An 18,623-nucleotide genomic window follows, 5' to 3' on the forward strand; every position below is an offset into this window, starting at 1 on the left:
CTGTGGCGAATAGAATACGCGTATCTCGTCCTGTACGAAGCGTCAACGTCCGTGTATACATGACGAGGTTAAGGGTGCACAGAATGACCGAAACCTCGACCATTCCACCGGGCGTCAGGCTCCGCGATCTGATCGAGCAGGCGATCCTGACGGGCGACTTCCCCCCGGGTGAAAAGCTCGAGGAGGTGGCCTTGGCGCAGCGGTTCGGCGTTTCGCGGACCCCCGTGCGCGAGGCGCTTCACCAGCTCTCGGCCGCCGGGCTGGTCGAGTCCCGCCCGCGGCGCGGGGCGGTGGTCGCCACGATCACGCCGGAACGCCTGATCGAGATGTTCGAAGTCATGGCGGAGTTGGAGGCCTTCGCGGCCAAGCTCGCGGCGCGGCGCCTGACGCCGGAGACCGAGGCGGCCATCGTGGAGGCGCACAGGGCCTGCAAGGCGGCGCTGTCGCAGGGGCCGGACGCCTACTACTACGAGAACGAGCGGTTCCACTTCGCCATCTACCAGGCGAGCAGGAACGGATTCCTGATCGAGCAGGCGACCGCGCTGCACCGCCGGCTCAAGCCGTACCGCCGGTTGCAGCTGCGCGTACGCAACCGCGTGGCCGCGTCCTTCGACGAGCATGGGGCGATCGTTGACGCCATCCGGTCCGGCAAGGCCAAGAAGGCCGCGACTCTCATTCGCGAGCATATTTCCGTGCAGGGCGAACGCTTCGCCGACCTGATGGCGAGCCTCCCGAGCCTGAAGGCGGGCTGACCCCGGGTTTCGCGGCCTTGCCGGCGCCGAGGAAGAGGGCGATCTCGGCCCATTCGGTCCGGAGGGTTTGGGCGCCGAGGAACAATGAGAGGTGGGCGCAGGGCGCGAGCGCCTTGTGAACGTGGGCGGCGGGGGTCCCGACGAGCTTTCGCGCCGCGAAGGCTTGGGCGGGAGGGGCGATCGGGTCGTCTGCGCCGGCGAGAATGAACAGGGGGCACGTGACGTCCTTCAGCCGGATCGTCCGGCCGAGCGCCGCGAATGCGTCCCGCGCCAGCCGGTTTTCGCGGAACAACCATTCCGCGCTTTGCAGCCAGTAGCGTCCGGGCAGGTCAAGCGTCGCCTTGTTCCACTCCGCGTAGGCGTCCCCGAGGCGCGTCTCCGGATCCTGCAGAATGGACCCGACATCCTCCTCCTGGATCTGGGCGCTTTCGAAAAAGGCCAGCATCCGGAGGCCCGAGATCAGGCCGTCGCCTCCTGAGGCCAAGCCCTGCAGGGCCTCCGGCGAAGCCGCGCGGGTGGCCTGGACCAGCCCGGACGGACCCGCATCGGTGTCGACCGGCGCGCCGGCCAGGACCAGGCTCGCCGCCTTGCGCGGGAACCGGGCGGCGTAGGCCAGCGACAGCCAGCCGCCCTGGCACACCCCGACCAGCTGCGCCCGGCCGCCGACGTCGTCCACGGCGACGTTCAGGTCGGCAAGGCTGTCGTCGATGGTCTGGAACCGCATCTCAGGGGTGGCCGAGCGGCGTTCCAGCACGTAGAGGCCGGGCAGGCCCGCGGCCATCAGGGTGGCGACGAGGCTGTGACCCTCGGCGAAGTCGACGATCCCTGCCCCGTGGATGGCGTAGGGCGCGACGATCAAAATCGGCTCGGCCGATGCTTCGGGCGCGCCGAAGCGGCGCAGGCGAACGGACTGCGTCTCCGTGACGACCACGTTCGGGGTAGCCCAGCGGCTTTCAATCCCCTTGGGCTCCATGGGCGCGCTGAACGCGAAAGGCCAGAGCCAGGGCGTCCAGGGCAGCCAAGGTTGGGACATCAGGCTTCCTCCTGTGTCCATCCTGCTCCGGCCGGGGCGCCGACGCGTTGATCCGCCTCACGTCGGCATGGGTCTTGCGGCCACCCGCCGCGCCCGATCTACTTGGCGGCAGGCGCCACCACCGTCATGAGCACTCGATGTCCGGCCCCCGTCCGCCCGCTTTCGAAACCCTGAGCCTCCATGCGGGCCAGAGGCCCGACCCAACGACGGGCTCCCGGGCCGTGCCGATCCACCAGACCACGTCCTTCGTCTTCGAGGACGCGGACCATGCCGCCGCGCTGTTCAACCTGGAGCGGCCGGGCCACATCTACAGCCGCATCTCCAACCCCACGGTGGCCGTGCTCGAGGAACGCCTGGCCGCCCTCGAGGGCGGCGTCGGGGCGGTCTGCACGGCGAGCGGCCAGGCGGCCATGCACCTGGCCATCGCCACCCTGCTCTCCGCCGGCGACCATATCGTGGCGTCGGCATCCCTGTACGGGGGCACCGTCAATCTGCTCGCCCATACGCTGCCGCGGTTCGGGATCACGACCACCTTCGTGAAGCCGCGTGACCACGAGGCGCTCCGGACCGCCATCGGGCCTCGCACACGGCTCGTCATCGGAGAGACGATCGGCAACCCGGGGCTGGAGGTGCTGGACATCCCCAAGGTGGCGGCCATCGCGCATGCGGTCGGGATCCCGCTGCTGATCGACAACACCTTCGCGACGCCCTGGCTCAGCCGACCCTTCGAGCTCGGCGCGGACGTCGTCACGCACTCGGTCACCAAGTGGATCGGAGGGCACGGCGTCGCGATCGGTGGCGTGCTGATCGACGGAGGCCGGTTCGACTGGCGGGCATCGTGCCGGTTTCCGACGCTCACCGAGCCCTATGCGGGATACCACGGCATGGTCTTCGCAGAGGAGTTCGGGCCCGCGGCGTTCATCATGCGCGCCCGGACCGAGGGGCTGCGCGATTTCGGGGCCTGCCTCAGCCCGACGAACGCCTTCCATCTTCTTCAAGGCGTCGAGACCCTGCCGCTGCGGATGCAACGTCACATGGAGAACACGGAGGCCGTGCTCGACTTCCTGGACCGGCACGAAGCCGTGTCCTGGGTGCTCCATCCCAGTCTGGAGAGCCACCCGGACCACGCGTTGGCGAAGGAGTTGCTCCCGCGCGGAGCGGGCTCCATCGTGAGCTTCGGGGTGACGGGAGGTCGTCCGGCCGGCAAGCGCTTTATCGAGGCGCTGCGGCTCGCGAGCCACCTCGCCAATGTGGGCGACGCCAAGACCCTCGTGATCCACCCAGCCAGCACGACCCACCAGCAGATGGACGCGGCGCAGCTGGCGGCCGCGGGAATCGGGGAGGACATGATTCGCCTCTCTGTGGGGCTCGAGAACGCCGCCGACCTGGTCGCCGACCTCAATCAGGCGCTGCGCGCCTCGCAGCGGGGCTGACCGATGCGCCTCACGGTCGACGGCCACCCCGTTTTCGCCGCCACGGGCGGCAAGCCCTTCGATCCCGCCCTGCCGGCGGTGGTCTTCATCCACGGCGCCGGCATGGACCACACGGTCTGGGCCCTGCAGGCGCGCTGGTTCGCCCACCACGGCCGGGCCGTGCTCGCCGTGGACCTCCCCGGCCACGGCGCCAGCGAAGGGCCCCCGCTACGCTCGATCGAGTCCATGGCGGACTGGACGGTGCGGCTGCTTGACGCCGCAGGCGTCCGCAAGGCCGCGCTTGTCGGGCACTCCATGGGCGGGTTGGTGGCGCTCGAGGCGGCCACTCGCCATCCCGGGCGCGTCCGGGCTATCGGGCTGGTCGGGACGGCCGCGGCGGCCCCTGTTTCGGCGGACCTGCTCGCGGCGGCGGAGGCCAACGATCACCGCGCGGTGGACATGGTGGCGGTGTGGGGCTTCGGCCCGAGGGCCGGACTGGGCGGTTCGCCTGTTCCGGGTCTCTGGATGCTGGGGGACGGCGTCCGGCTGCTCGAGCGCTCCGCGCCGGGCGTGCTCCATGCCGACCTCGCCGCCTGCGACGCCTACAAGGGCGGCTTGGACGCCGCCGGGCGTGCCCGCTGCCCGGCCGCTCTCGTCCTGGGCGAAAAGGACCAGATGACGCCCGCAAAAGCCGGACGCGCCCTCGGGGCCGCGATCATGGGCGCGGTGACGCAGGTCGTTCCCAAGGCCGGCCACATGCTGATGGTGGAGGCGCCCGAAGACGTGCTGGATGGCCTGCGCGCGGTCGTTTGACTCACTCCTTCCCTTGGCCGCGGCCCTCAGGCCGCAGGCTCGTCCTTGCGCAACTCAGCGGGCGCGGCCTCGGGCCGCTCCTTGGGCGCCAGTCTGCCTTCCTCGGCCTTGTAGTAGTACTGCGAGCAGACCAGCCAGCCCTTGATCGGCCTGAGCGGGACCACGCACAGCAGCAGCAACATGGGCAACGACACGAGCAGGTGCCCCCACCAGGGCGGCTGGTAGGCGGCGTCGTACCACAGGGCGAAGCCCAGCACCGGGAAGCTCATGGCGCTCATGGCGAAAAAGGCGGGTCCGTCCGCCGGGTCGGCGAAATCATAGTCGAGCCCGCAGGCATCGCAGCGCGGCGCGAGCTTCAGGAAGCCCGAGAACAGATGGCCCTTGGCGCAGCGTGGGCAGCGCCCGCGCAGGCCGGTCAGGAAGGGCGGGGGAAGCGCGGCGACGCTGCTCATCGGGAACTCCGGCTGGTCCCGCCGGCGGCGGGAACGGATGCAACATAGGGACGCGGCGGCGCGCTCGCCATGCGTCAAAGCCGCTAACGCCCCGTGCGCGAACATGGTTTGTTGGCCCGGTCGAGCAATGCGACGAACCGGGGGGACTTGTCCATGGGCGCACTCGCCGTGCTGCTCTTCGCCTATGTGCTGAGCCAGTTCTTCCGCGCCTTCCTGGCCATCGTCGCCGCCGACCTGACCCGCGAACTGGGCCTCGACGCCGCCCAACTCGGGCAATTGTCGGCCATTTGGTTCGCGGCCTTCGCACTTGCCCAGTTCCCCGTCGGCGTCACCCTGGACCGCTTCGGCCCACGATGGACGATCGCCGGGTTCATGCTGCTCGCCGTGGCGGGCTCGGGGTTGTTCGCGGTCGCGGGCGGCTTCGCGGGGCTCCTGGCCGCCATGGCTCTCATCGGCGCGGGCTGCGCCCCGGTGCTGATGGGCAGCCTCTACTACTATGGGCGCGTCGCCCCGCCCGAGAAGTTCGCCATGATGGCCTCCATCACCATCGGGGTCGGCACCTTCGGCAACCTCCTAGGGGCCACGCCCCTGGCCCTCGCCGTGGCCCGCTTCGGTTGGCGGCCCAGCATCGCCGCCATTGCGGCGGTGACGCTGCTCAGCGTCGTGCTGGTCATGGCCGTTTTGCGCGATCCGCCTCCGGTCCGAAGCGAGGGCCGCAGCCACGGCGTGCTTTCAGGCTTTATCGAGGTCGCCCGTCTGCGCCCGCTGTGGCTCATGCTGCCGCTTACGCTGGTGAGCTACGCGGTCGTGATCGCGCTCCGGAGTCTCTGGATCGCTCCCTATTTCGGCCAGGTCCACGGCTTCGACACCGTGGCCCGTGGCAACGCCGCCCTCGCCATGGGGGCGGCGCTGTCGCTGGGGGCGCTGGCCTACGGCCCCTTCGAGCGCTGGATCGGCGGACCCAAGCGCGCGACGCTCGCGGGCAGCGTCGCCACCGCGGCAGCCCTCCTCGCCTTGGGACTCAACCGGGGCTTCGGCCCGACGGAGGCCGTGACCCTGTATGTGGTGATCGGCGCCGCCGGAATGACCTACGGAATCCTGATGGCGCATGCGCGGGTGTTCTTTCCGCCCCACCTGCTGGGCCGCGGCGTCACCGCCATGAACTTCGTCTTCATTGGCGGCGCCGGGCTGCTGCAGTGGATTTCGGGGCAGTTCGTCCAGGCGCAGGCCAACTCAGGCGCCGCCCCGGCGGAGACCTACGGCCAGTTGCACCTGGTGTTCGGACTGGCGCTCGCCGCGGCCACTGTCGTGTATGTCTTCGCGCCGGCGCGTCCCCGGGTCACGACCTCCTGACCCTTTCCTGGCTCCCGGCCCGGCCGTCACCCCACCCCGGCCCTGAGAGCCGACTCTCCCCCTCGGAGAGGCGGGTGGGGCGCGCGCTTCACCCGCGGAGGCCGGCGCCCCCTCTCGCACGGCGCTTCGGCGGCGTGTAGAAGAGGCGCATGACCGACGCCGCCCAGATCGCCCCCGAAGCCCGCTCCCCCGAACGCGCCGTCCGCAAGGGCGACCACGTGTTCCTGGTGGACGGCTCCTCCTACATTTTCCGCGCCTACCACGCGCTGCCGCCGCTGACGCGCAAGTCGGACGGGCTGCCGATCGGCGCCGTGGCCGGCTTCTGCAACATGCTGTGGCGGCTCTTGCGCGACTCGGTGGCGGGCGAGAAGCCGACCCATCTCGCGGTGGTGTTCGACAAGTCGGCGACGACGTTCCGCAACGCGCTTTACGACGAGTACAAGTCGCACCGCCCGGAGCCGCCGGAGGACCTGCGCCCGCAGTTCCGGCTCATTCGTGACGCGGTGCGGGCCTTCGACATCCCCTGCGTCGAGCAGGACGGGTTCGAGGCCGACGACATCATCGCGACCTATGCCCGCGTGGCCTGCGAGGCCGGCGCCACGACCACCATCGTGGCCTCCGACAAGGACCTCATGCAGCTCGTCGGCAACGGCGTGACCATGTACGACACCATGAAGGAGAAGCGGATCGGCCGGGACGAGGTGGTCGAGAAGTTCGGCGTGCAGCCCGAGAAGGTCGTCGAGGTCCAGGCGCTGATCGGCGACCCGATCGACAACGTCCCGGGCGTGCCCGGGATCGGGGTGAAGACGGCCGCCCAGCTCATCGCCGAATTCGGCGACCTGGAGACGCTGCTATCGCGCGCCCACGAGATCAAGCAGCCCAAGCGTCGCGAGGCGCTGATCGAGAACGCCGAAAAGGCGCGCCTCTCGCGCAAGCTGGTGCTGCTCGACAAGCATGTGCCGCTGGATCGGCCCATCGACACCATCGGGGTGCACGATCCCGATCCCAAGCGGCTGGTGTCGTTCCTGAAGGCCATGGAGTTCAACGCCGTCACGCGGCGCGTGTGCGAGGCCTATGGCCTCGAGGCTTCCGCGATCGACGCCGATCCGGACCTCGCGGCCCCCGGCGCGGGCACCAGCTGGCATGGGGTGACCGGCTTCACGCCTGTTCAGGCGGAGAGCGAGGCGCCGGCAGCCGGACGGGGCAGCCGCTCGGCCGCCATGGGCGCGCCGCAGACCCGGGCCGGCACCTACAAGGGCGCGGAGAACACCGTGGCTCCCCAGGCTGCCGCGCCGGCGGATGCGTCCGGGCCCACGCCCGGCCACAAGGCTGGGGAGGTGGCGGCGCGCATGCGCGCCATCCCGTTCCAGCTTTCCGCTTATGAGACGGTGCGCACGCTGGAGCGCCTCGACGCCTGGATCGCCGAGGCCTACGACCTCGGCCTCGTGGCCTTTGACACGGAGACAACGTCGCTCGACGCCATGCAGGCGGAGCTCGTCGGCTTCTCACTGTGCACCGCGCCCGGAAAGGCCTGCTACATCCCGGTTGGCCACAAGGGCGAGGGCAAGGGCGACCTCTTTGGCGGCGCCGACCTCCTGCCGGATCAGTTGGCCCTCGCGGACGTGCTGGCGCGCCTGAAGCCGCTGCTGGAGGACAAGGGCGTCCTCAAGGTGGCTCAGAACTTCAAGTACGATTGGATGGTGCTGTGCCGCCACGGGATTCACGTGGCTCCGGCGGACGACACCATGCTGCTGTCCTACGTGCTAGACGCGGGGCGCGCGAACCACGGCATGGACGCGCTGGCCGAGAGCGTGCTTGGCCATCAGTCCATCCAGTTCGGCCATGTGGCCGGCAGCGGCAAGAGCTTCATTGGCTTCGCCCGCGTGGCCATCGACAAGGCGACCGAATACGCCGCCGAGGACGCGGACGTCACGTTCCGGCTCTGGCAGGTGCTGAAGGCGCGCCTCCCGGCGGAAGGCATGACCACGGCCTACGAGACGCTGGAACGACCCCTCAGCACGGTGCTGGGGCGCATGGAGCAGCGCGGCATCTCCATCGACCGCCAGATGCTGTCGCGCCTGTCGGGCGAGTTCGCCCAGAAGATGGCCGGGCTCGAGGCGGAGATCCACGTGCTTGCCGGCGAGCCCTTCAACCTGGGCTCGCCGAAGCAGCTCGGCGACATCCTGTTCGGCAAGATGGGTCTCCCCGGCGCGAAGAAGACCGCCACGGGCGCATGGTCGACCTCGGCGGGGGTCCTCGACGACCTCGCCGAGCAAGGGCATGCGCTGCCCGCCCGCATCCTGGAATGGCGGCAGCTGTCCAAGCTGAAGTCGACCTACACGGACGCGCTGCCGAGTTACGTACACAAGGAGACCCATCGTGTACACACGTGCTTCTCCATGGCGTCCACGACCACAGGGCGGCTGTCCTCCTCCGAGCCGAACATCCAGAACATTCCGATCCGAACCGAGGAGGGGCGCAAGATCCGCGCGGCCTTCGTGTCCGCGCCGGGCACGAAGCTGATCTCGGCCGATTACTCGCAGATCGAACTGCGGGTTCTCGCCCACGTGGCCGACATCCCGCAGCTGCGCCGCGCCTTCGCGGAGGGCATCGACATTCACGCGCTCACGGCGTCCGAGATGTTCGGCGTGCCGGTGGAGGGCATGGACCCGATGGTCCGACGCCGGGCCAAGGCGATCAACTTCGGCATCATCTACGGCATCTCGGCCTTCGGGCTCGCCAACCAGCTCGGCATTCCGCGCGAGGAGGCGGGGGCCTACATCAAGAAGTACTTCGAGCGTTTCCCGGGCATCCGCGACTACATGGAAGAGACCAAGCGCTTCGCCCGCTCCAACGGCTTCGTGACGACCATCTTCGGCCGCAAGGCGCACTACCCTCAGATCAACTCCAAGAACCCGCAGGAGCGGGCCTTCATGGAGCGCGCCGCCATCAACGCCCCGATCCAGGGCTCGGCCGCGGACATCATCCGGCGCGCGATGGTGCGCATGGAGCCGGCGCTGGAAAAGGCGCGTGTCTCGGCCAAGATGCTGCTGCAGGTCCACGACGAGCTCGTCTTCGAGGTTCCGGACGAGCAGATTGAGAAGGCGATCCCGGTGATCCGCCGCGTCATGGAGGAGGCGCCGCACCCGGCGGTGCAATTGTCCGTCCCGCTGCAGGTGGACGCGCGGGCCGCGCACAACTGGGACGAGGCGCATTGATCGCCAGAGGGGCGCGTCATCCCCGGCGGTGCGAAGCGCCTGGAAGGGGATCCAGGGCAGCGCGCGCCGGGTTTCCGGGGCGGTGTTCAAGGCGCGCTGCAAGCGGCCCTGGATCGCCTTCCCCTCCGCCGCTGCGCGGCTCCGGCCGGGGATGACGGCCGAGCGAGTTGCGGCCTTGCTGACCATGCTCGTGCTGCGTCCGAACTGCGAGTGCTGCGACAAGGACCTGCCGCCTGACAGCCGGGAAGCGATGATCTGCACATACGAGTGCACGTTCTGCCGCGACTGCGTGGATGGTCGCCTGGGCGGCCGCTGCCCCAACTGCAGCGGAGAGTTCCAGCCGCGGCCCGTCCGGCCACCCCACATGCTGGCCAAGCATCCGGCCAGCACGGTGCGGGTGCACGCAGAGGAGCCCTGTCCGTCGGCTGCGTAAGCGGCGTTGCGCTCCGGCGGCGGGGGCCCTAATCCAGGGCTCCCGAACTGGAGATCCAGCATGAGCATCGAACGCATCGGTTGCGGCCCGCGCATGAGCGACGCCGTGGTCCACGGGAACACGGTCTACCTCGCGGGCCATGTCGCCGACGCCGCCAAGGGCAAGAGCGTCACGGAGCAGACCCGTGACATCCTGGCCCAGATCGACGAGACCCTGGAGCAGGCCGGCACAGACAAGACGAAGATCCTGTCCGCCACGATCTATCTCGCCGACATCAAGACCTTCGCGGAGATGAACGCCGTGTGGGATTCGTGGGTGAGCAAGGGCGCCACCCCGGCTCGCGCCACTGTGGAGGCGAAGCTCGCCGCCCCGGACTACACGGTCGAGATCGTGATGGTGGCGGCGCGCTGAAGCGCCGCTGACGCCGCCGTTGCGGCGACTGGCGGGCGGGGCTAGGCTCCGCCCATGCCTTTTGCCGCAGTTGTTTCCCCTCCCGTCGACGGGCGCCAGTCCGAGACCGCGCTCGCCGTGGCCCGGGGCACGCGCCGCCTCCTGACGGGGCTGGGCTTCGCCTCCGTGACCGAATTGCCGCTCGCTTCGGGACGGCGCGCCGACATCGTGGCGCTGGGCCAAGACGGCTCGGTGTGGATCGTCGAGATCAAGTCCAGCGTGGAGGATTTCCGGACCGACCGGAAGTGGCCGGACTACAGGGCCCACTGCGACCGGCTGTATTTCGCCATCCCGGGCCATGTTCCGGCCGAGATCATGCCGCCAGACGCCGGGCTGATCGTGGCGGACGCCTATGGGGCCGCCGTGCTGCGCGATCCGGGCGAGCACCGGATGCCGGCGGCCACCCGCAAGGCGCTGCTGCTGCGGTTCGCGCACGCCTCGGCCGGTCGCCTGCATGCGCTCTTCGACCCTGAGGCGGCGAGTGGTTCTTTCTAGCCTCGTTCCTTGCGGGTCGCGGTCGGGATTGCCATCTGGCGCCTGACCCGCCCACCGGACCCGTCGCATGATCTTCGAAACGGCCGCCAAGGCCTTCAGCCAGATTCTCTCCCCGCCCTTCCGCGCGATCCTGTGGAAGTCGCTGGGGCTGACGGTCGCGCTCCTCGCCCTGGTCTGGGCGGGGCTGACCAAGTTCTTCTCCTACGCGCTCACCAATTTCGCCTTCATGGCGGACCATCCGTCGGTCAGCGCCTATGCGGTCATTCTGGGCGGCTTCGGGCTGGTGATCGGGCTGGGCTACCTGATCCCGCCGGTATCCATGCTGGTGGCCGGCTTCTTCCTGGACGACGTGGCCGAGAAGGTGGAACTGAAACACTACCCGGCCGACCCGCCGGGCGCGGCGCTGCCGGTCCCGACGGCGCTGTGGGAGGCGTTCCGGTTCGCCGGGGTGGCGCTGCTGGTCAACTTGGTGGCGCTGATCTTCCTACTGATCCCGCCCATCAACGTCATCGCCTTCCTGGCGGCGAACGCCTACCTGCTCGGGCGGGAATATTTCGCGCTGGCGGCGGGCCGGTTCCGGCCGCTGCCCGAGGTCAGCGCCATGCGCGAACGCAACAGCTCGACCGTGCTGCTGGCCGGCTTCCTGATCGCATGCCTGGTGGCGATCCCGATCCTGAACCTGCTCACGCCGCTGTTCGGCACCGCCCTGATGGTGCACGTGCACAAGCGCCTTTCCGCCCGGGAGGAGACCCGGGCGAGGCTGGCGCAGCGCTGAACGCAGGCCTCAGGCGAACTTGCTGGCGTCGAACTGGCCGCGGGCGCGGAAGCGGTACAGGTAGGAGGGGACGACCGCCTCGATGATCTCGGGCGTGACGCCCATGCCCTCGAGCGTCCGGCCCTCGGCCTTGGCGGCGTCGGAGACGACGTTGTCGTGCTCCAGCAGGCGCACCTGGTCGCGGGTGATCAGCAGCGACTCGGGCAGGAGCCCGAAGGTGATGAACTTCAGCGCCTCGGTCACCGTGGCCTGCGCGCGCGCGACGCCGAAGGGGAGGGAGACCAGCAGCCGCTTGCGGCCGGTGACGGCGAGCACGTATTCGATGATCTGGCGGAAGGTCTTCACCTCCGGCCCGCCGCACTCGTAGACGACACCGGGCCGGATCGTCTGGTCGACCGCGCGGCACACGGCCTCGGCCACGTCCCCGACGAACACCGGCTGGAAGCGTGTCTCGCCGCCGCCGATCAGCGGCATGATCGGGGACATGCGCGCGAGCGCGGCGAAGCGGTTGAAGAAGCTGTCCTCCGGCCCGAACACGATGGAGGGGCGCAGCGCTACCGCGGTCGGCACGGCCGCGAAGGCGGCGGCCTCGCCCGCCGCCTTGGAGCGGGCGTAGAGCGACTCTGAATCGGCGTCCGCGCCGAGAGCCGACATCTGCACCAGGCGGGTGATGCCGGCCCGGGCGGTCGCCTCAGCGACCACGCGTGCGCCCTCGGCTTGAACGGCGTCGAAGGTCTGCCTGCCGTCCTCGGCCAGGATGCCGACAAGGTTCACCACCGCGTCAGCGCCCTGGATGGCGGCCTCAACGGAAGCCGGGTAGCGCAGGTTGGCCTGCACCGAATGGATCTGGCCGACGCGGCCCAGAGGCTGCAGGAAGAGGGCGAGGTCGGGCCGCCGCACGGCGACGCGGACCCGGTAGCCGCGGCGCGCCAGGGCGCGCACTACATGTCGGCCGACGAAGCCGGACCCGCCAAAGACGGTGACGAGCTGGTTGGACGTCGGGATCATGTCAGGCCTCCTGCACGGTGCAGAAGGCTCTTAGTCAATGGAAATCGCGCTGTACAGAGGAGCGCCGCCCCGAACGCCGCGCGACGACGGGAATCGGGCTTAGACGATAGCGGTACCGGCGCCCGCCGCCGCGGTCGTCGTCGTCCCCCTTGGGCAGGGACATGATCGCGCCGCCGGCCACCAGGCTCCCGAACGTGATCATGAAGCCGCCGGCCAGCAGGACGAAGGCCGCGGGGCCGCTATCTGAGTCGGTCATTAGCCGCCCGAGCCCATGGGCGTCGAACCAGACCAGAGCGATGGCGAAGGCGAGCCCCAGCAAGGCCCCCACGGCCGCATGCCCCAGCACGAGGCGCAACGCCGGGTTTCGCTGCAGGAGCGAGTCGTTGTTGCGGCGGGGCATCCTGTCCATCGGGTCGCCTTGCGATTGGTCACCTCCAAATAGAGTGGATCGCCCAATGTGTCATGACAAGGGCCGAGCTTGCGCCTGCCGCGTCACACGCGGCGCAGGGTTGCGAAAGCCTTGCCGAGAAAATGCGAAGAACCCGCTTCGGCGGCGTTGACAGGGTCGAGTCGCCCCCGTATGAACCCCGCCACGGGCCCAGGTGGCGGAATTGGTAGACGCGCTGGTTTCAGGTACCAGTGACGCAAGTCGTGGAGGTTCGAGTCCTCTCCTGGGCACCATCGCTTCCGCAAGGAAGGATGGCGCCGGGCCCGCCGAAGAGAAGCCGCCGCGAGGCGGCTTTTTCTTTGCCTTGTTTCGCCCTCGCTGCTGTTGAGGAACGATAGGCGACGTTTCGCCGTTGGATGATCTCTTTTCCAACGGAGGCTGAACATGAACAGCGTCATCTATCTCGTCGGTCTTGTGGTTGTGGTCATCGCGGTGCTTTCGTTCTTTGGACTGCGCTGAAGCATCCCGAGCGGAAGCTCCGACGGCCTCATGAAACAAACCGGTAGTTCCGGGCGGCGAAACCGTGGTAACGCGCTGATCGAAACATGCGCGGCCGCGGCCGCTCTCCGGACTCCGGCCCCATGACCATACGCTTGCACAAGGGCGACCTGCCCGCCGACGCCACCTTCGGCCCGATCGTGGCCATCGACACCGAAACACTCGGCCTTAACCCGCTGCGGGACCGGCTGTGCCTCGTCCAGCTGTCGTCCGGAAACGGGGACGCCGACCTCGTGCAGATTGCGGCCGGCCAGACCAGCGCGCCGAACCTGCAGCGCCTCCTGGGGGATCCGCAGGTCATCAAGCTCTTCCATTTCGCCCGGTTCGATCTCGCCGTCCTGTTCCATACGTTCGGCGTCATGCCCGGGCCGGTCTACTGCACCAAGATCGTCTCCAAGCTGGTGCGCACCTATACGGATCGGCACGGGCTGAAGGATCTCGTGCGGGAGCTGCTCGGCGTGGAGATCTCCAAGCAGCAGCAGTCGTCCGACTGGGGCGCAGCGGTCCTGACAGAGGCGCAGCAGGCCTATGCGGCCTCCGACGTGCTGCACCTGCACGCCTGCAAGGACAAGCTCGACGCCATGCTCGCCCGGGAAAACCGGGTCGATCTGGCCCAGGCTGCCTTCGCGTTTCTGCCCACGCGCGCGCGCCTTGATTTGATGGGTTGGGGCGAGACGGATATCTTCGCGCACGCCTGAATGTCGCAGCGCCGGAACTGGCGCATTTCGGCCCGCAACCCCAGATAGGGCTGCGCAGCGGCAGTCACCTTTGGAGACCAACGCCTCATGGCGACCGGAAGCACGCGATTCGGGCAGCAGGCGTCCGCCAAGGGCCAGCGCTATGACGCGGCGGTGCGGCATTCCGGGCGCGTACGGCTGTTGCGGCGGGCGATCCCGGTTGGAGCCCTGCTGGTCGTGCTCGGGGTCGGCTTCTTCGCCTTCTTCAATCCGTTCAGGGCGTTGCCGGGCAACATCTCGGTCGGGCCGCTGAGCGTCAGCGGCACCAAGATCACCATGGAGGCGCCCAAGCTGTCCGGCTTCAAGAAGGACAAGCGGCCCTACGAGGTGACGGCGCGCTGGGCGGCTTCCGACGTGAAGAACCCGAACATCATCGAGCTCAAGGACATCAAGGCGCGGATCGCCCTGCAGGAGCGCGGCTTCGCCAACGTCGAGGCGCTCAACGGCGTCTACAATTCCCAGGCGGAAGCGATCCAGCTGAAGGACGACGTGCGGGTGAAGACGGACTCCGGCTACGACGTCACGATGCGGGTTGCGGATGTGAACTTCAAGGCCGGCAGCGTGCATTCGCCGGAACCCGTGCAGTTGAAGTTCTCTGGCGGCACCATCGACGCGGACTCGCTTGAGATGCTGGACAACGGGCAGGTTGTCATCTTCAAGGGGCGCGTCCATACACTGATGACGTCCGACCAGAGCGACAAGCCTGCCAGCCAGGCCAAGGGAACGACTCCATGAACCGCCGCGCCCACGCCCGCCTCGCCACCGCCGCTTTGGGACTGTCTCTTGCGCTCGGGCTTCAGGGCGCCGCTCTCGCCCAGGCCAAGAAGAACAGCGGCGCGATCCCCGGATTCGGGACGAATTCCAAGGAGCCGATCAAGATTGACGCGGACAAGCTCGAGGTGTTCAACAAGGAGCAGCGGGCGGTCTATACGGGCAACGTCATCGCCATCCAGGGCGAAACGACCATCAAGTGCCCGACCATGATCGTGTATTTCGAGCGCCAGAACAAAGAGGGCGCCGCCGCGTCCGGATCGGCGGCCGCGACCCCCGCCGCTGCGACCGAGGGTGGGCAGGAGAGCGGCGGGACGCAGCTCAAGCGGGTGGAAGCCAAGGGCGGCGTCACCGTGATCAGCAAGGACCAGATCGCGACCGGCAACGAAGGCGTGTTCGACCGCTTGGCGAACAGGATCATCCTGACCGGCAACGTCGCGCTGAGCCAGGGCGAGAACGTCACCAAGGGCGACAAGCTCGTCTACAATACGGAAACCGGCGTCGCGACCGTCGAGGGCGGCCGGGTGAAGGGCTTCTTCGTCCCCGGAAACGACGAGGCCGACGGAGCGGGCAAGAAGAAGCCGGCCAAGCCAAAGTCGTAAGGCTGAATCGCGGTCAGGGGTGAGCGAACGAAGCCGCCCCGGGGCACGCGCAGTCAGCGCCTGATTGCAGCAAGCGGCGCGCTCGTTTAGGACGGGCGCGCTCTTCAGTGCGAGACGTTTCCCATGAACCGCCACACCGTCGATATCGAGAGCGCGTCCCCTGCGCCGACGCCGACGTATGAGTTTGGCGAAGACGGCGGGCAGGGCGTCCTGCTCGTCCGGGGCCTCAAGAAGAGCTATCGGGGGCGCACCGTCGTCCAGGACGCCGGGCTCACGGTTCGCCAGGGCGAAGCCGTCGGGCTGCTCGGTCCGAACGGCGCCGGCAAGACCACGATCTTCTACATGATCACCGGGCTGGTCCAGGCGGACCAGGGCCGCATTTCGCTCGACGGCCACGACATCACGGCGCTTCCCATGTACCGGCGCGCCCGGCTGGGAATCGGGTACCTCCCGCAGGAGGCCTCGATCTTTCGCGGCCTGAACGTGGAGGACAACATCCGCGCCGTTCTCGAGGTCGTGGAGCCCAACCGCGACCGCCGCGAGCAGGACCTCGACTCCCTGCTCGAGGAGTTCGACATCAAGCGCCTGCGCAAGTCGCCCTCCATCGCCCTGTCGGGCGGCGAGCGCCGACGCTGCGAGATCGCACGCGCGCTCGCGGGTCGTCCGTCCTTCATGCTGCTGGACGAGCCCTTCGCGGGCATCGACCCCATCGCGGTGGGCGACATCCAGGCCCTCGTGCGCCATCTCACCGGCCGGGGCATCGGGGTGTTGATCACCGACCACAACGTCCGCGAAACGCTCGGGCTCATCGACCGGGCCTACATCATCCATTCGGGCCGCGTGCTGATGGAAGGCACGCCGGACGAGATCATCGCAAGCGAGGAAGTGCGCCGCCTGTACCTGGGCGAGGACTTCCGGCTTTGAGAGGTCGAGTCTCTCGTTTCCTACAAAGAGCAATTCGTTAAACAACGGACAGCATGGGCCACCGTGGACCTTTGACCGCGGCGGAGGGTCTGCGCTACAAAACCCCAGCAAGATCCGTGCCGCGGCCCGTGATCCGCGAGCCAGGAGAGTGGGGCAGTGTCTTCGATGAGGTTCTCGCAGCGGCTGGAGATGCGCCAGGGCCAGTCCCTGGTGATGACGCCGCAGCTGCTGCAGGCCATCAAGCTTCTGCAATTCTCCAGCATCGAGCTCGTCAACTACGTGGAGGCGGAGCTCGAGCGCAACCCGCTCCTCGAGCGGGCCGAGGAGCCTGAGCCGGCCCCCGAGCGAGGCGAGGCAGCCGGAGACTCGTTCGGCGAGCCCGCCACGGAGGCCGGGGTAGCGGCGGACGCAGATTGGGCCCCTGCGGAGATGGCCCCCGAGCGCGGCGAGATCGAGGATCGCCAGGACACCGGCTTCGACAACGAATTCCCGGACGACGCCCCCGTGTCGGAGGCCCGGTCCGGCGCCGGCGAGACCGCGGATGGGCTTGGCCTTTCGGCGGGCAACTGGAGCGGCGTCGGAGGAGGCGGGCGAGACCCGGACGACGAGGTCAACCTGGAGGCCTTCGTGGCCGCCCAGGGATCGCTGCACGATGCTCTCGCCGAGCAGCTCCAGGTCGCGACCGAGGATCCGGTCGAGCGCATGATCGGCTTGGCCTTGATCGACCTCGTCGAGGAATCCGGCTACATCACCGAGCCGATCGAGCCCGTGGCCGAACGGCTCGGCGTCCCGGTGGCCGATGTCGAGCGCGTGCTCGGGATCATCCATGGCTTCGAACCGACCGGAGTCGGCGCGCGAAACCTGGCCGAGTGCCTGCGGCTGCAGCTCCAGGAACTCGATCGCTGCGACCCCGCCATGCAGGCGCTGCTGGAGCATCTCGACCTGCTCGCCCGCCGCGACTTCTCGGCCCTGAAGCGCATCTGCGGGATCGATGACGAGGACCTGGGCGACATGGTCGCCGAGATCCGTCGCCTGGACCCGAAGCCGGGCCTGCGTTTCGGCGGCAGTCCCATCCAGCCCGTGGTGCCGGACGTCTATGTGAGGCAGGCGGCCGACGGCGGATGGCTGGTGGAGTTGAACTCGGACGTCCTGCCGCGCGTGCTGGTGAACCAGAGCTACCTGGCGAAGGTGTCCGGATCGGCCAAGAGCGAAACGGACAAGACCTATCTCACCGACTGCCTCCAGACGGCGAACTGGCTGACACGAAGCCTGGAGCAGCGGGCGCGCACCATCCTGAAGGTCGCCACGGAGATCGTGAGGCAGCAGGACTCGTTTCTGGCGCTGGGCGTCCAGCACCTGCGGCCCCTGAACCTGCGGACGGTCGCCGACGCGATCGGCATGCATGAGTCGACCGTGTCGCGCGTCACCTCGAACAAGTACGTCGCGACGCCCCGCGGCATCTTCGAGATGAAGTACTTCTTCACCGCCTCGATCGCGGCCACGCGCGGCGGCGAGGCGCATTCGGCCGAGGCGGTGCGCTACCGCATCAAGCAGATGATCGACGCCGAAAGTCCGAGCGACGTGCTGTCTGACGACGCGATCGTCCAGAAGTTGCGGGATTCCGGCATCGACATCGCTCGCCGGACGGTCGCCAAGTACCGCGAAGGTTTGAAGATCCCGTCGTCGGTCGAGCGCCGCCGCGAGAAGATGGCGATGAGCGCCGCCGCGGTCGCCCGGGGATAGCCCGGCTTGGCCGATTGACTTCAACCCGGGCCGTCCTTACGTCTTGCCAACCAGGATGACGGTCCTCCGGACTCGTCGAGGGCGCCGCCGGCCAGAAGGCGGCTTGGGAGCAAACCCATGGCACTGCGCGTCTCGGGTAAGAATCTGGACATCGGCGAGGCCCTGCGGACTCAGGTGGTGGACCGGATTTCGGGCGCCATCTCCAAGTACTTCGACGGCGGGTTTTCGGGGCACGTGATCGTGGAGCGGGAAGGCGGCGGTTTCCGCACCGACTGCGCGCTCCACCTGGCCTCCGGGGTCACCCTGCAGGCCGAGGGCGCAGCGCATGACGCGTACGCCAGCGCCGACCAGGCGGCGGAGCGCATCGAGAAGCGCCTGCGACGCTACAAGCGCCGTCTCAAGGACCGAGGCGCCGCCCAGGCGAACGGACGCGAGATCGAGGCGCCCTACGCCGTCATCCAGACGCCCGACCTCGACGAGGACGAGGCGCCCCAGGAATTCCATCCGCTCGTGATCGCGGAAACCAAGAAGAATATGAGGACGTTGTCCGTCAGCGAGGCGGTGATCGACCTGGACCTGTCTGGCGCGCCGGTGATCGTGTTCCTCCATGCCGGAACAGGCCGGGTGAACATGGTGTACCGGCGCAATGACGGGAACATCGGCTGGATCGATCCTCCGTCCGTGGCGGCGACCGCCGGTCACTGAC

19 protein-coding genes and 1 tRNA gene are annotated in these 18,623 nt (G+C 68.6%); 16 read left to right on the plus strand and 4 right to left on the minus strand.

The annotated features are described in order from the left end of the window. Positions 1 to 83 precede the first annotated feature (83 nt). Positions 84 to 752: a GntR family transcriptional regulator gene (locus tag SLNSH_RS15680; protein WP_106337955.1), complete on the plus strand. Its 669-nt coding sequence runs from the start codon at positions 84 to 86 to the stop codon at positions 750 to 752. Here the strand turns inward: SLNSH_RS15680 and SLNSH_RS15685 are convergent. After that, the gene (locus SLNSH_RS15685) at positions 673 to 1,785 is read right to left on the minus strand and encodes an alpha/beta fold hydrolase (protein ID WP_158266774.1); all 1,113 of its coding nucleotides are present in this window, start codon (positions 1,783 to 1,785) and stop codon (positions 673 to 675) included. The genes SLNSH_RS15680 and SLNSH_RS15685 overlap by 80 nt on opposite strands. Before the next feature lie 137 nt (positions 1,786 to 1,922). Here SLNSH_RS15685 and SLNSH_RS15690 point away from each other — a divergent pair, with 137 nt between their 5' ends. Then, positions 1,923 to 3,218: an O-acetylhomoserine aminocarboxypropyltransferase gene (locus SLNSH_RS15690; protein ID WP_106337957.1), complete on the plus strand. Its 1,296-nt coding sequence runs from the start codon at positions 1,923 to 1,925 to the stop codon at positions 3,216 to 3,218. Positions 3,219 to 3,221: 3 nt separating this feature from the next. Next, a complete protein-coding gene (locus SLNSH_RS15695; protein WP_106337958.1) occupies positions 3,222 to 4,010 on the plus strand; it encodes an alpha/beta fold hydrolase in 789 nt (262 codons plus the stop codon). Between the two features lie 26 nt (positions 4,011 to 4,036). Here SLNSH_RS15695 and SLNSH_RS15700 read toward each other — a convergent pair whose 3' ends face one another. Beyond that, on the minus strand, positions 4,037 to 4,462 hold the full coding sequence (locus SLNSH_RS15700) for a DUF983 domain-containing protein (protein ID WP_106337959.1): 426 nt from the start codon (positions 4,460 to 4,462) through the stop codon (positions 4,037 to 4,039). A gap of 153 nt (positions 4,463 to 4,615) precedes the next feature. On the opposite strand from SLNSH_RS15700, the gene SLNSH_RS15705 reads away from it, so the two are divergent. The 6 genes from SLNSH_RS15705 to SLNSH_RS15730 all read left to right on the plus strand — a co-directional run bounded on the left by SLNSH_RS15705 (position 4,616) and on the right by SLNSH_RS15730 (position 11,186). After that, positions 4,616 to 5,815: an MFS transporter gene (locus tag SLNSH_RS15705; RefSeq protein ID WP_106337960.1), complete on the plus strand. Its 1,200-nt coding sequence runs from the start codon at positions 4,616 to 4,618 to the stop codon at positions 5,813 to 5,815. Between the two features lie 149 nt (positions 5,816 to 5,964). Then, on the plus strand, positions 5,965 to 9,033 hold the full coding sequence (gene polA / locus SLNSH_RS15710) for a DNA polymerase I (RefSeq protein WP_106337961.1): 3,069 nt from the start codon (positions 5,965 to 5,967) through the stop codon (positions 9,031 to 9,033). A gap of 184 nt (positions 9,034 to 9,217) precedes the next feature. Beyond that, positions 9,218 to 9,466, plus strand: coding sequence for a DUF1272 domain-containing protein (locus SLNSH_RS15715; RefSeq protein ID WP_106338008.1), 249 nt, complete (start codon positions 9,218 to 9,220; stop codon positions 9,464 to 9,466). A gap of 60 nt (positions 9,467 to 9,526) precedes the next feature. Further along, entirely contained in the window at positions 9,527 to 9,877 is a 351-nt protein-coding gene (locus tag SLNSH_RS15720; protein ID WP_106337962.1) for a RidA family protein, read from the plus strand. A gap of 54 nt (positions 9,878 to 9,931) precedes the next feature. Continuing rightward, positions 9,932 to 10,411: an MmcB family DNA repair protein gene (locus SLNSH_RS15725; protein WP_106337963.1), complete on the plus strand. Its 480-nt coding sequence runs from the start codon at positions 9,932 to 9,934 to the stop codon at positions 10,409 to 10,411. 67 nt (positions 10,412 to 10,478) lie between these two features. Then, the gene (locus tag SLNSH_RS15730) at positions 10,479 to 11,186 is read left to right on the plus strand and encodes a sulfate transporter family protein (protein ID WP_106337964.1); all 708 of its coding nucleotides are present in this window, start codon (positions 10,479 to 10,481) and stop codon (positions 11,184 to 11,186) included. A 9-nt stretch (positions 11,187 to 11,195) separates the two neighbouring features. On the opposite strand, the gene SLNSH_RS15735 is transcribed toward SLNSH_RS15730, so the two are convergent. Both SLNSH_RS15735 and SLNSH_RS15740 read right to left on the minus strand, forming a co-directional pair. After that, the gene (locus tag SLNSH_RS15735) at positions 11,196 to 12,194 is read right to left on the minus strand and encodes a complex I NDUFA9 subunit family protein (protein WP_106337965.1); all 999 of its coding nucleotides are present in this window, start codon (positions 12,192 to 12,194) and stop codon (positions 11,196 to 11,198) included. 34 nt (positions 12,195 to 12,228) lie between these two features. Further along, on the minus strand, positions 12,229 to 12,603 hold the full coding sequence (locus tag SLNSH_RS15740) for a hypothetical protein (protein ID WP_106337966.1): 375 nt from the start codon (positions 12,601 to 12,603) through the stop codon (positions 12,229 to 12,231). A gap of 187 nt (positions 12,604 to 12,790) precedes the next feature. Here SLNSH_RS15740 and SLNSH_RS15745 point away from each other — a divergent pair. The 7 genes from SLNSH_RS15745 (at position 12,791) to hpf (ending at position 18,622) form a co-directional block, all read left to right on the plus strand. After that, positions 12,791 to 12,875 (plus strand) — tRNA-Leu (locus SLNSH_RS15745). Between the two features lie 348 nt (positions 12,876 to 13,223). Next, positions 13,224 to 13,838, plus strand: a complete 615-nt coding sequence (locus SLNSH_RS15750) for a ribonuclease D (RefSeq protein WP_106338009.1) — start codon at positions 13,224 to 13,226, stop codon at positions 13,836 to 13,838. A gap of 87 nt (positions 13,839 to 13,925) precedes the next feature. Then, on the plus strand, positions 13,926 to 14,612 hold the full coding sequence (lptC, locus tag SLNSH_RS15755; protein WP_106337967.1) for an LPS export ABC transporter periplasmic protein LptC: 687 nt from the start codon (positions 13,926 to 13,928) through the stop codon (positions 14,610 to 14,612). After that, entirely contained in the window at positions 14,609 to 15,250 is a 642-nt protein-coding gene (locus SLNSH_RS15760) for an LptA/OstA family protein (RefSeq protein ID WP_106337968.1), read from the plus strand. Before lptC ends, SLNSH_RS15760 begins: the two co-directional genes overlap by 4 nt. 123 nt (positions 15,251 to 15,373) lie before the next feature. Further along, positions 15,374 to 16,174, plus strand: coding sequence for an LPS export ABC transporter ATP-binding protein (gene lptB / locus SLNSH_RS15765; RefSeq protein ID WP_106337969.1), 801 nt, complete (start codon positions 15,374 to 15,376; stop codon positions 16,172 to 16,174). Between the two features lie 165 nt (positions 16,175 to 16,339). Then, positions 16,340 to 17,917, plus strand: a complete 1,578-nt coding sequence (gene rpoN / locus SLNSH_RS15770; RefSeq protein WP_106337970.1) for an RNA polymerase factor sigma-54 — start codon at positions 16,340 to 16,342, stop codon at positions 17,915 to 17,917. 117 nt (positions 17,918 to 18,034) lie between these two features. Beyond that, on the plus strand, positions 18,035 to 18,622 hold the full coding sequence (gene hpf / locus SLNSH_RS15775; protein WP_106337971.1) for a ribosome hibernation-promoting factor, HPF/YfiA family: 588 nt from the start codon (positions 18,035 to 18,037) through the stop codon (positions 18,620 to 18,622). The last annotated feature ends 1 nt before the right edge of the window (position 18,623 follow it).

This window comes from Alsobacter soli, assembly GCF_003004785.1.
GTDB lineage: Bacteria > Pseudomonadota > Alphaproteobacteria > Rhizobiales > Beijerinckiaceae > Alsobacter > Alsobacter soli.

Excerpts from the sequence above, each read along its gene's own strand:
- SLNSH_RS15690 (WP_106337957.1), top strand. The coding sequence starts at position 1,923 with ATGTCCGGCCCCCGTCCGCCCGCTTTCGAAACCCTGAGCCTCCATGCG.
- SLNSH_RS15730 (WP_106337964.1), top strand. The coding sequence starts at position 10,479 with ATGATCTTCGAAACGGCCGCCAAGGCCTTCAGCCAGATTCTCTCCCCG.
- SLNSH_RS15760 (WP_106337968.1), top strand. The coding sequence starts at position 14,609 with ATGAACCGCCGCGCCCACGCCCGCCTCGCCACCGCCGCTTTGGGACTG.
- SLNSH_RS15715 (WP_106338008.1), top strand. The coding sequence starts at position 9,218 with ATGCTCGTGCTGCGTCCGAACTGCGAGTGCTGCGACAAGGACCTGCCG.
- hpf (WP_106337971.1), top strand. The coding sequence starts at position 18,035 with ATGGCACTGCGCGTCTCGGGTAAGAATCTGGACATCGGCGAGGCCCTG.
- SLNSH_RS15685 (WP_158266774.1), bottom strand. The coding sequence starts at position 1,785 with ATGTCCCAACCTTGGCTGCCCTGGACGCCCTGGCTCTGGCCTTTCGCG.
- SLNSH_RS15705 (WP_106337960.1), top strand. The coding sequence starts at position 4,616 with ATGGGCGCACTCGCCGTGCTGCTCTTCGCCTATGTGCTGAGCCAGTTC.
- lptB (WP_106337969.1), top strand. The coding sequence starts at position 15,374 with ATGAACCGCCACACCGTCGATATCGAGAGCGCGTCCCCTGCGCCGACG.
- rpoN (WP_106337970.1), top strand. The coding sequence starts at position 16,340 with ATGAGGTTCTCGCAGCGGCTGGAGATGCGCCAGGGCCAGTCCCTGGTG.
- lptC (WP_106337967.1), top strand. The coding sequence starts at position 13,926 with ATGGCGACCGGAAGCACGCGATTCGGGCAGCAGGCGTCCGCCAAGGGC.
- SLNSH_RS15735 (WP_106337965.1), bottom strand. The coding sequence starts at position 12,194 with ATGATCCCGACGTCCAACCAGCTCGTCACCGTCTTTGGCGGGTCCGGC.
- SLNSH_RS15740 (WP_106337966.1), bottom strand. The coding sequence starts at position 12,603 with ATGGACAGGATGCCCCGCCGCAACAACGACTCGCTCCTGCAGCGAAAC.
- SLNSH_RS15750 (WP_106338009.1), top strand. The coding sequence starts at position 13,224 with ATGACCATACGCTTGCACAAGGGCGACCTGCCCGCCGACGCCACCTTC.
- SLNSH_RS15695 (WP_106337958.1), top strand. The coding sequence starts at position 3,222 with ATGCGCCTCACGGTCGACGGCCACCCCGTTTTCGCCGCCACGGGCGGC.
- SLNSH_RS15680 (WP_106337955.1), top strand. The coding sequence starts at position 84 with ATGACCGAAACCTCGACCATTCCACCGGGCGTCAGGCTCCGCGATCTG.
- polA (WP_106337961.1), top strand. The coding sequence starts at position 5,965 with ATGACCGACGCCGCCCAGATCGCCCCCGAAGCCCGCTCCCCCGAACGC.
- SLNSH_RS15700 (WP_106337959.1), bottom strand. The coding sequence starts at position 4,462 with ATGAGCAGCGTCGCCGCGCTTCCCCCGCCCTTCCTGACCGGCCTGCGC.
- SLNSH_RS15720 (WP_106337962.1), top strand. The coding sequence starts at position 9,527 with ATGAGCATCGAACGCATCGGTTGCGGCCCGCGCATGAGCGACGCCGTG.
- SLNSH_RS15725 (WP_106337963.1), top strand. The coding sequence starts at position 9,932 with ATGCCTTTTGCCGCAGTTGTTTCCCCTCCCGTCGACGGGCGCCAGTCC.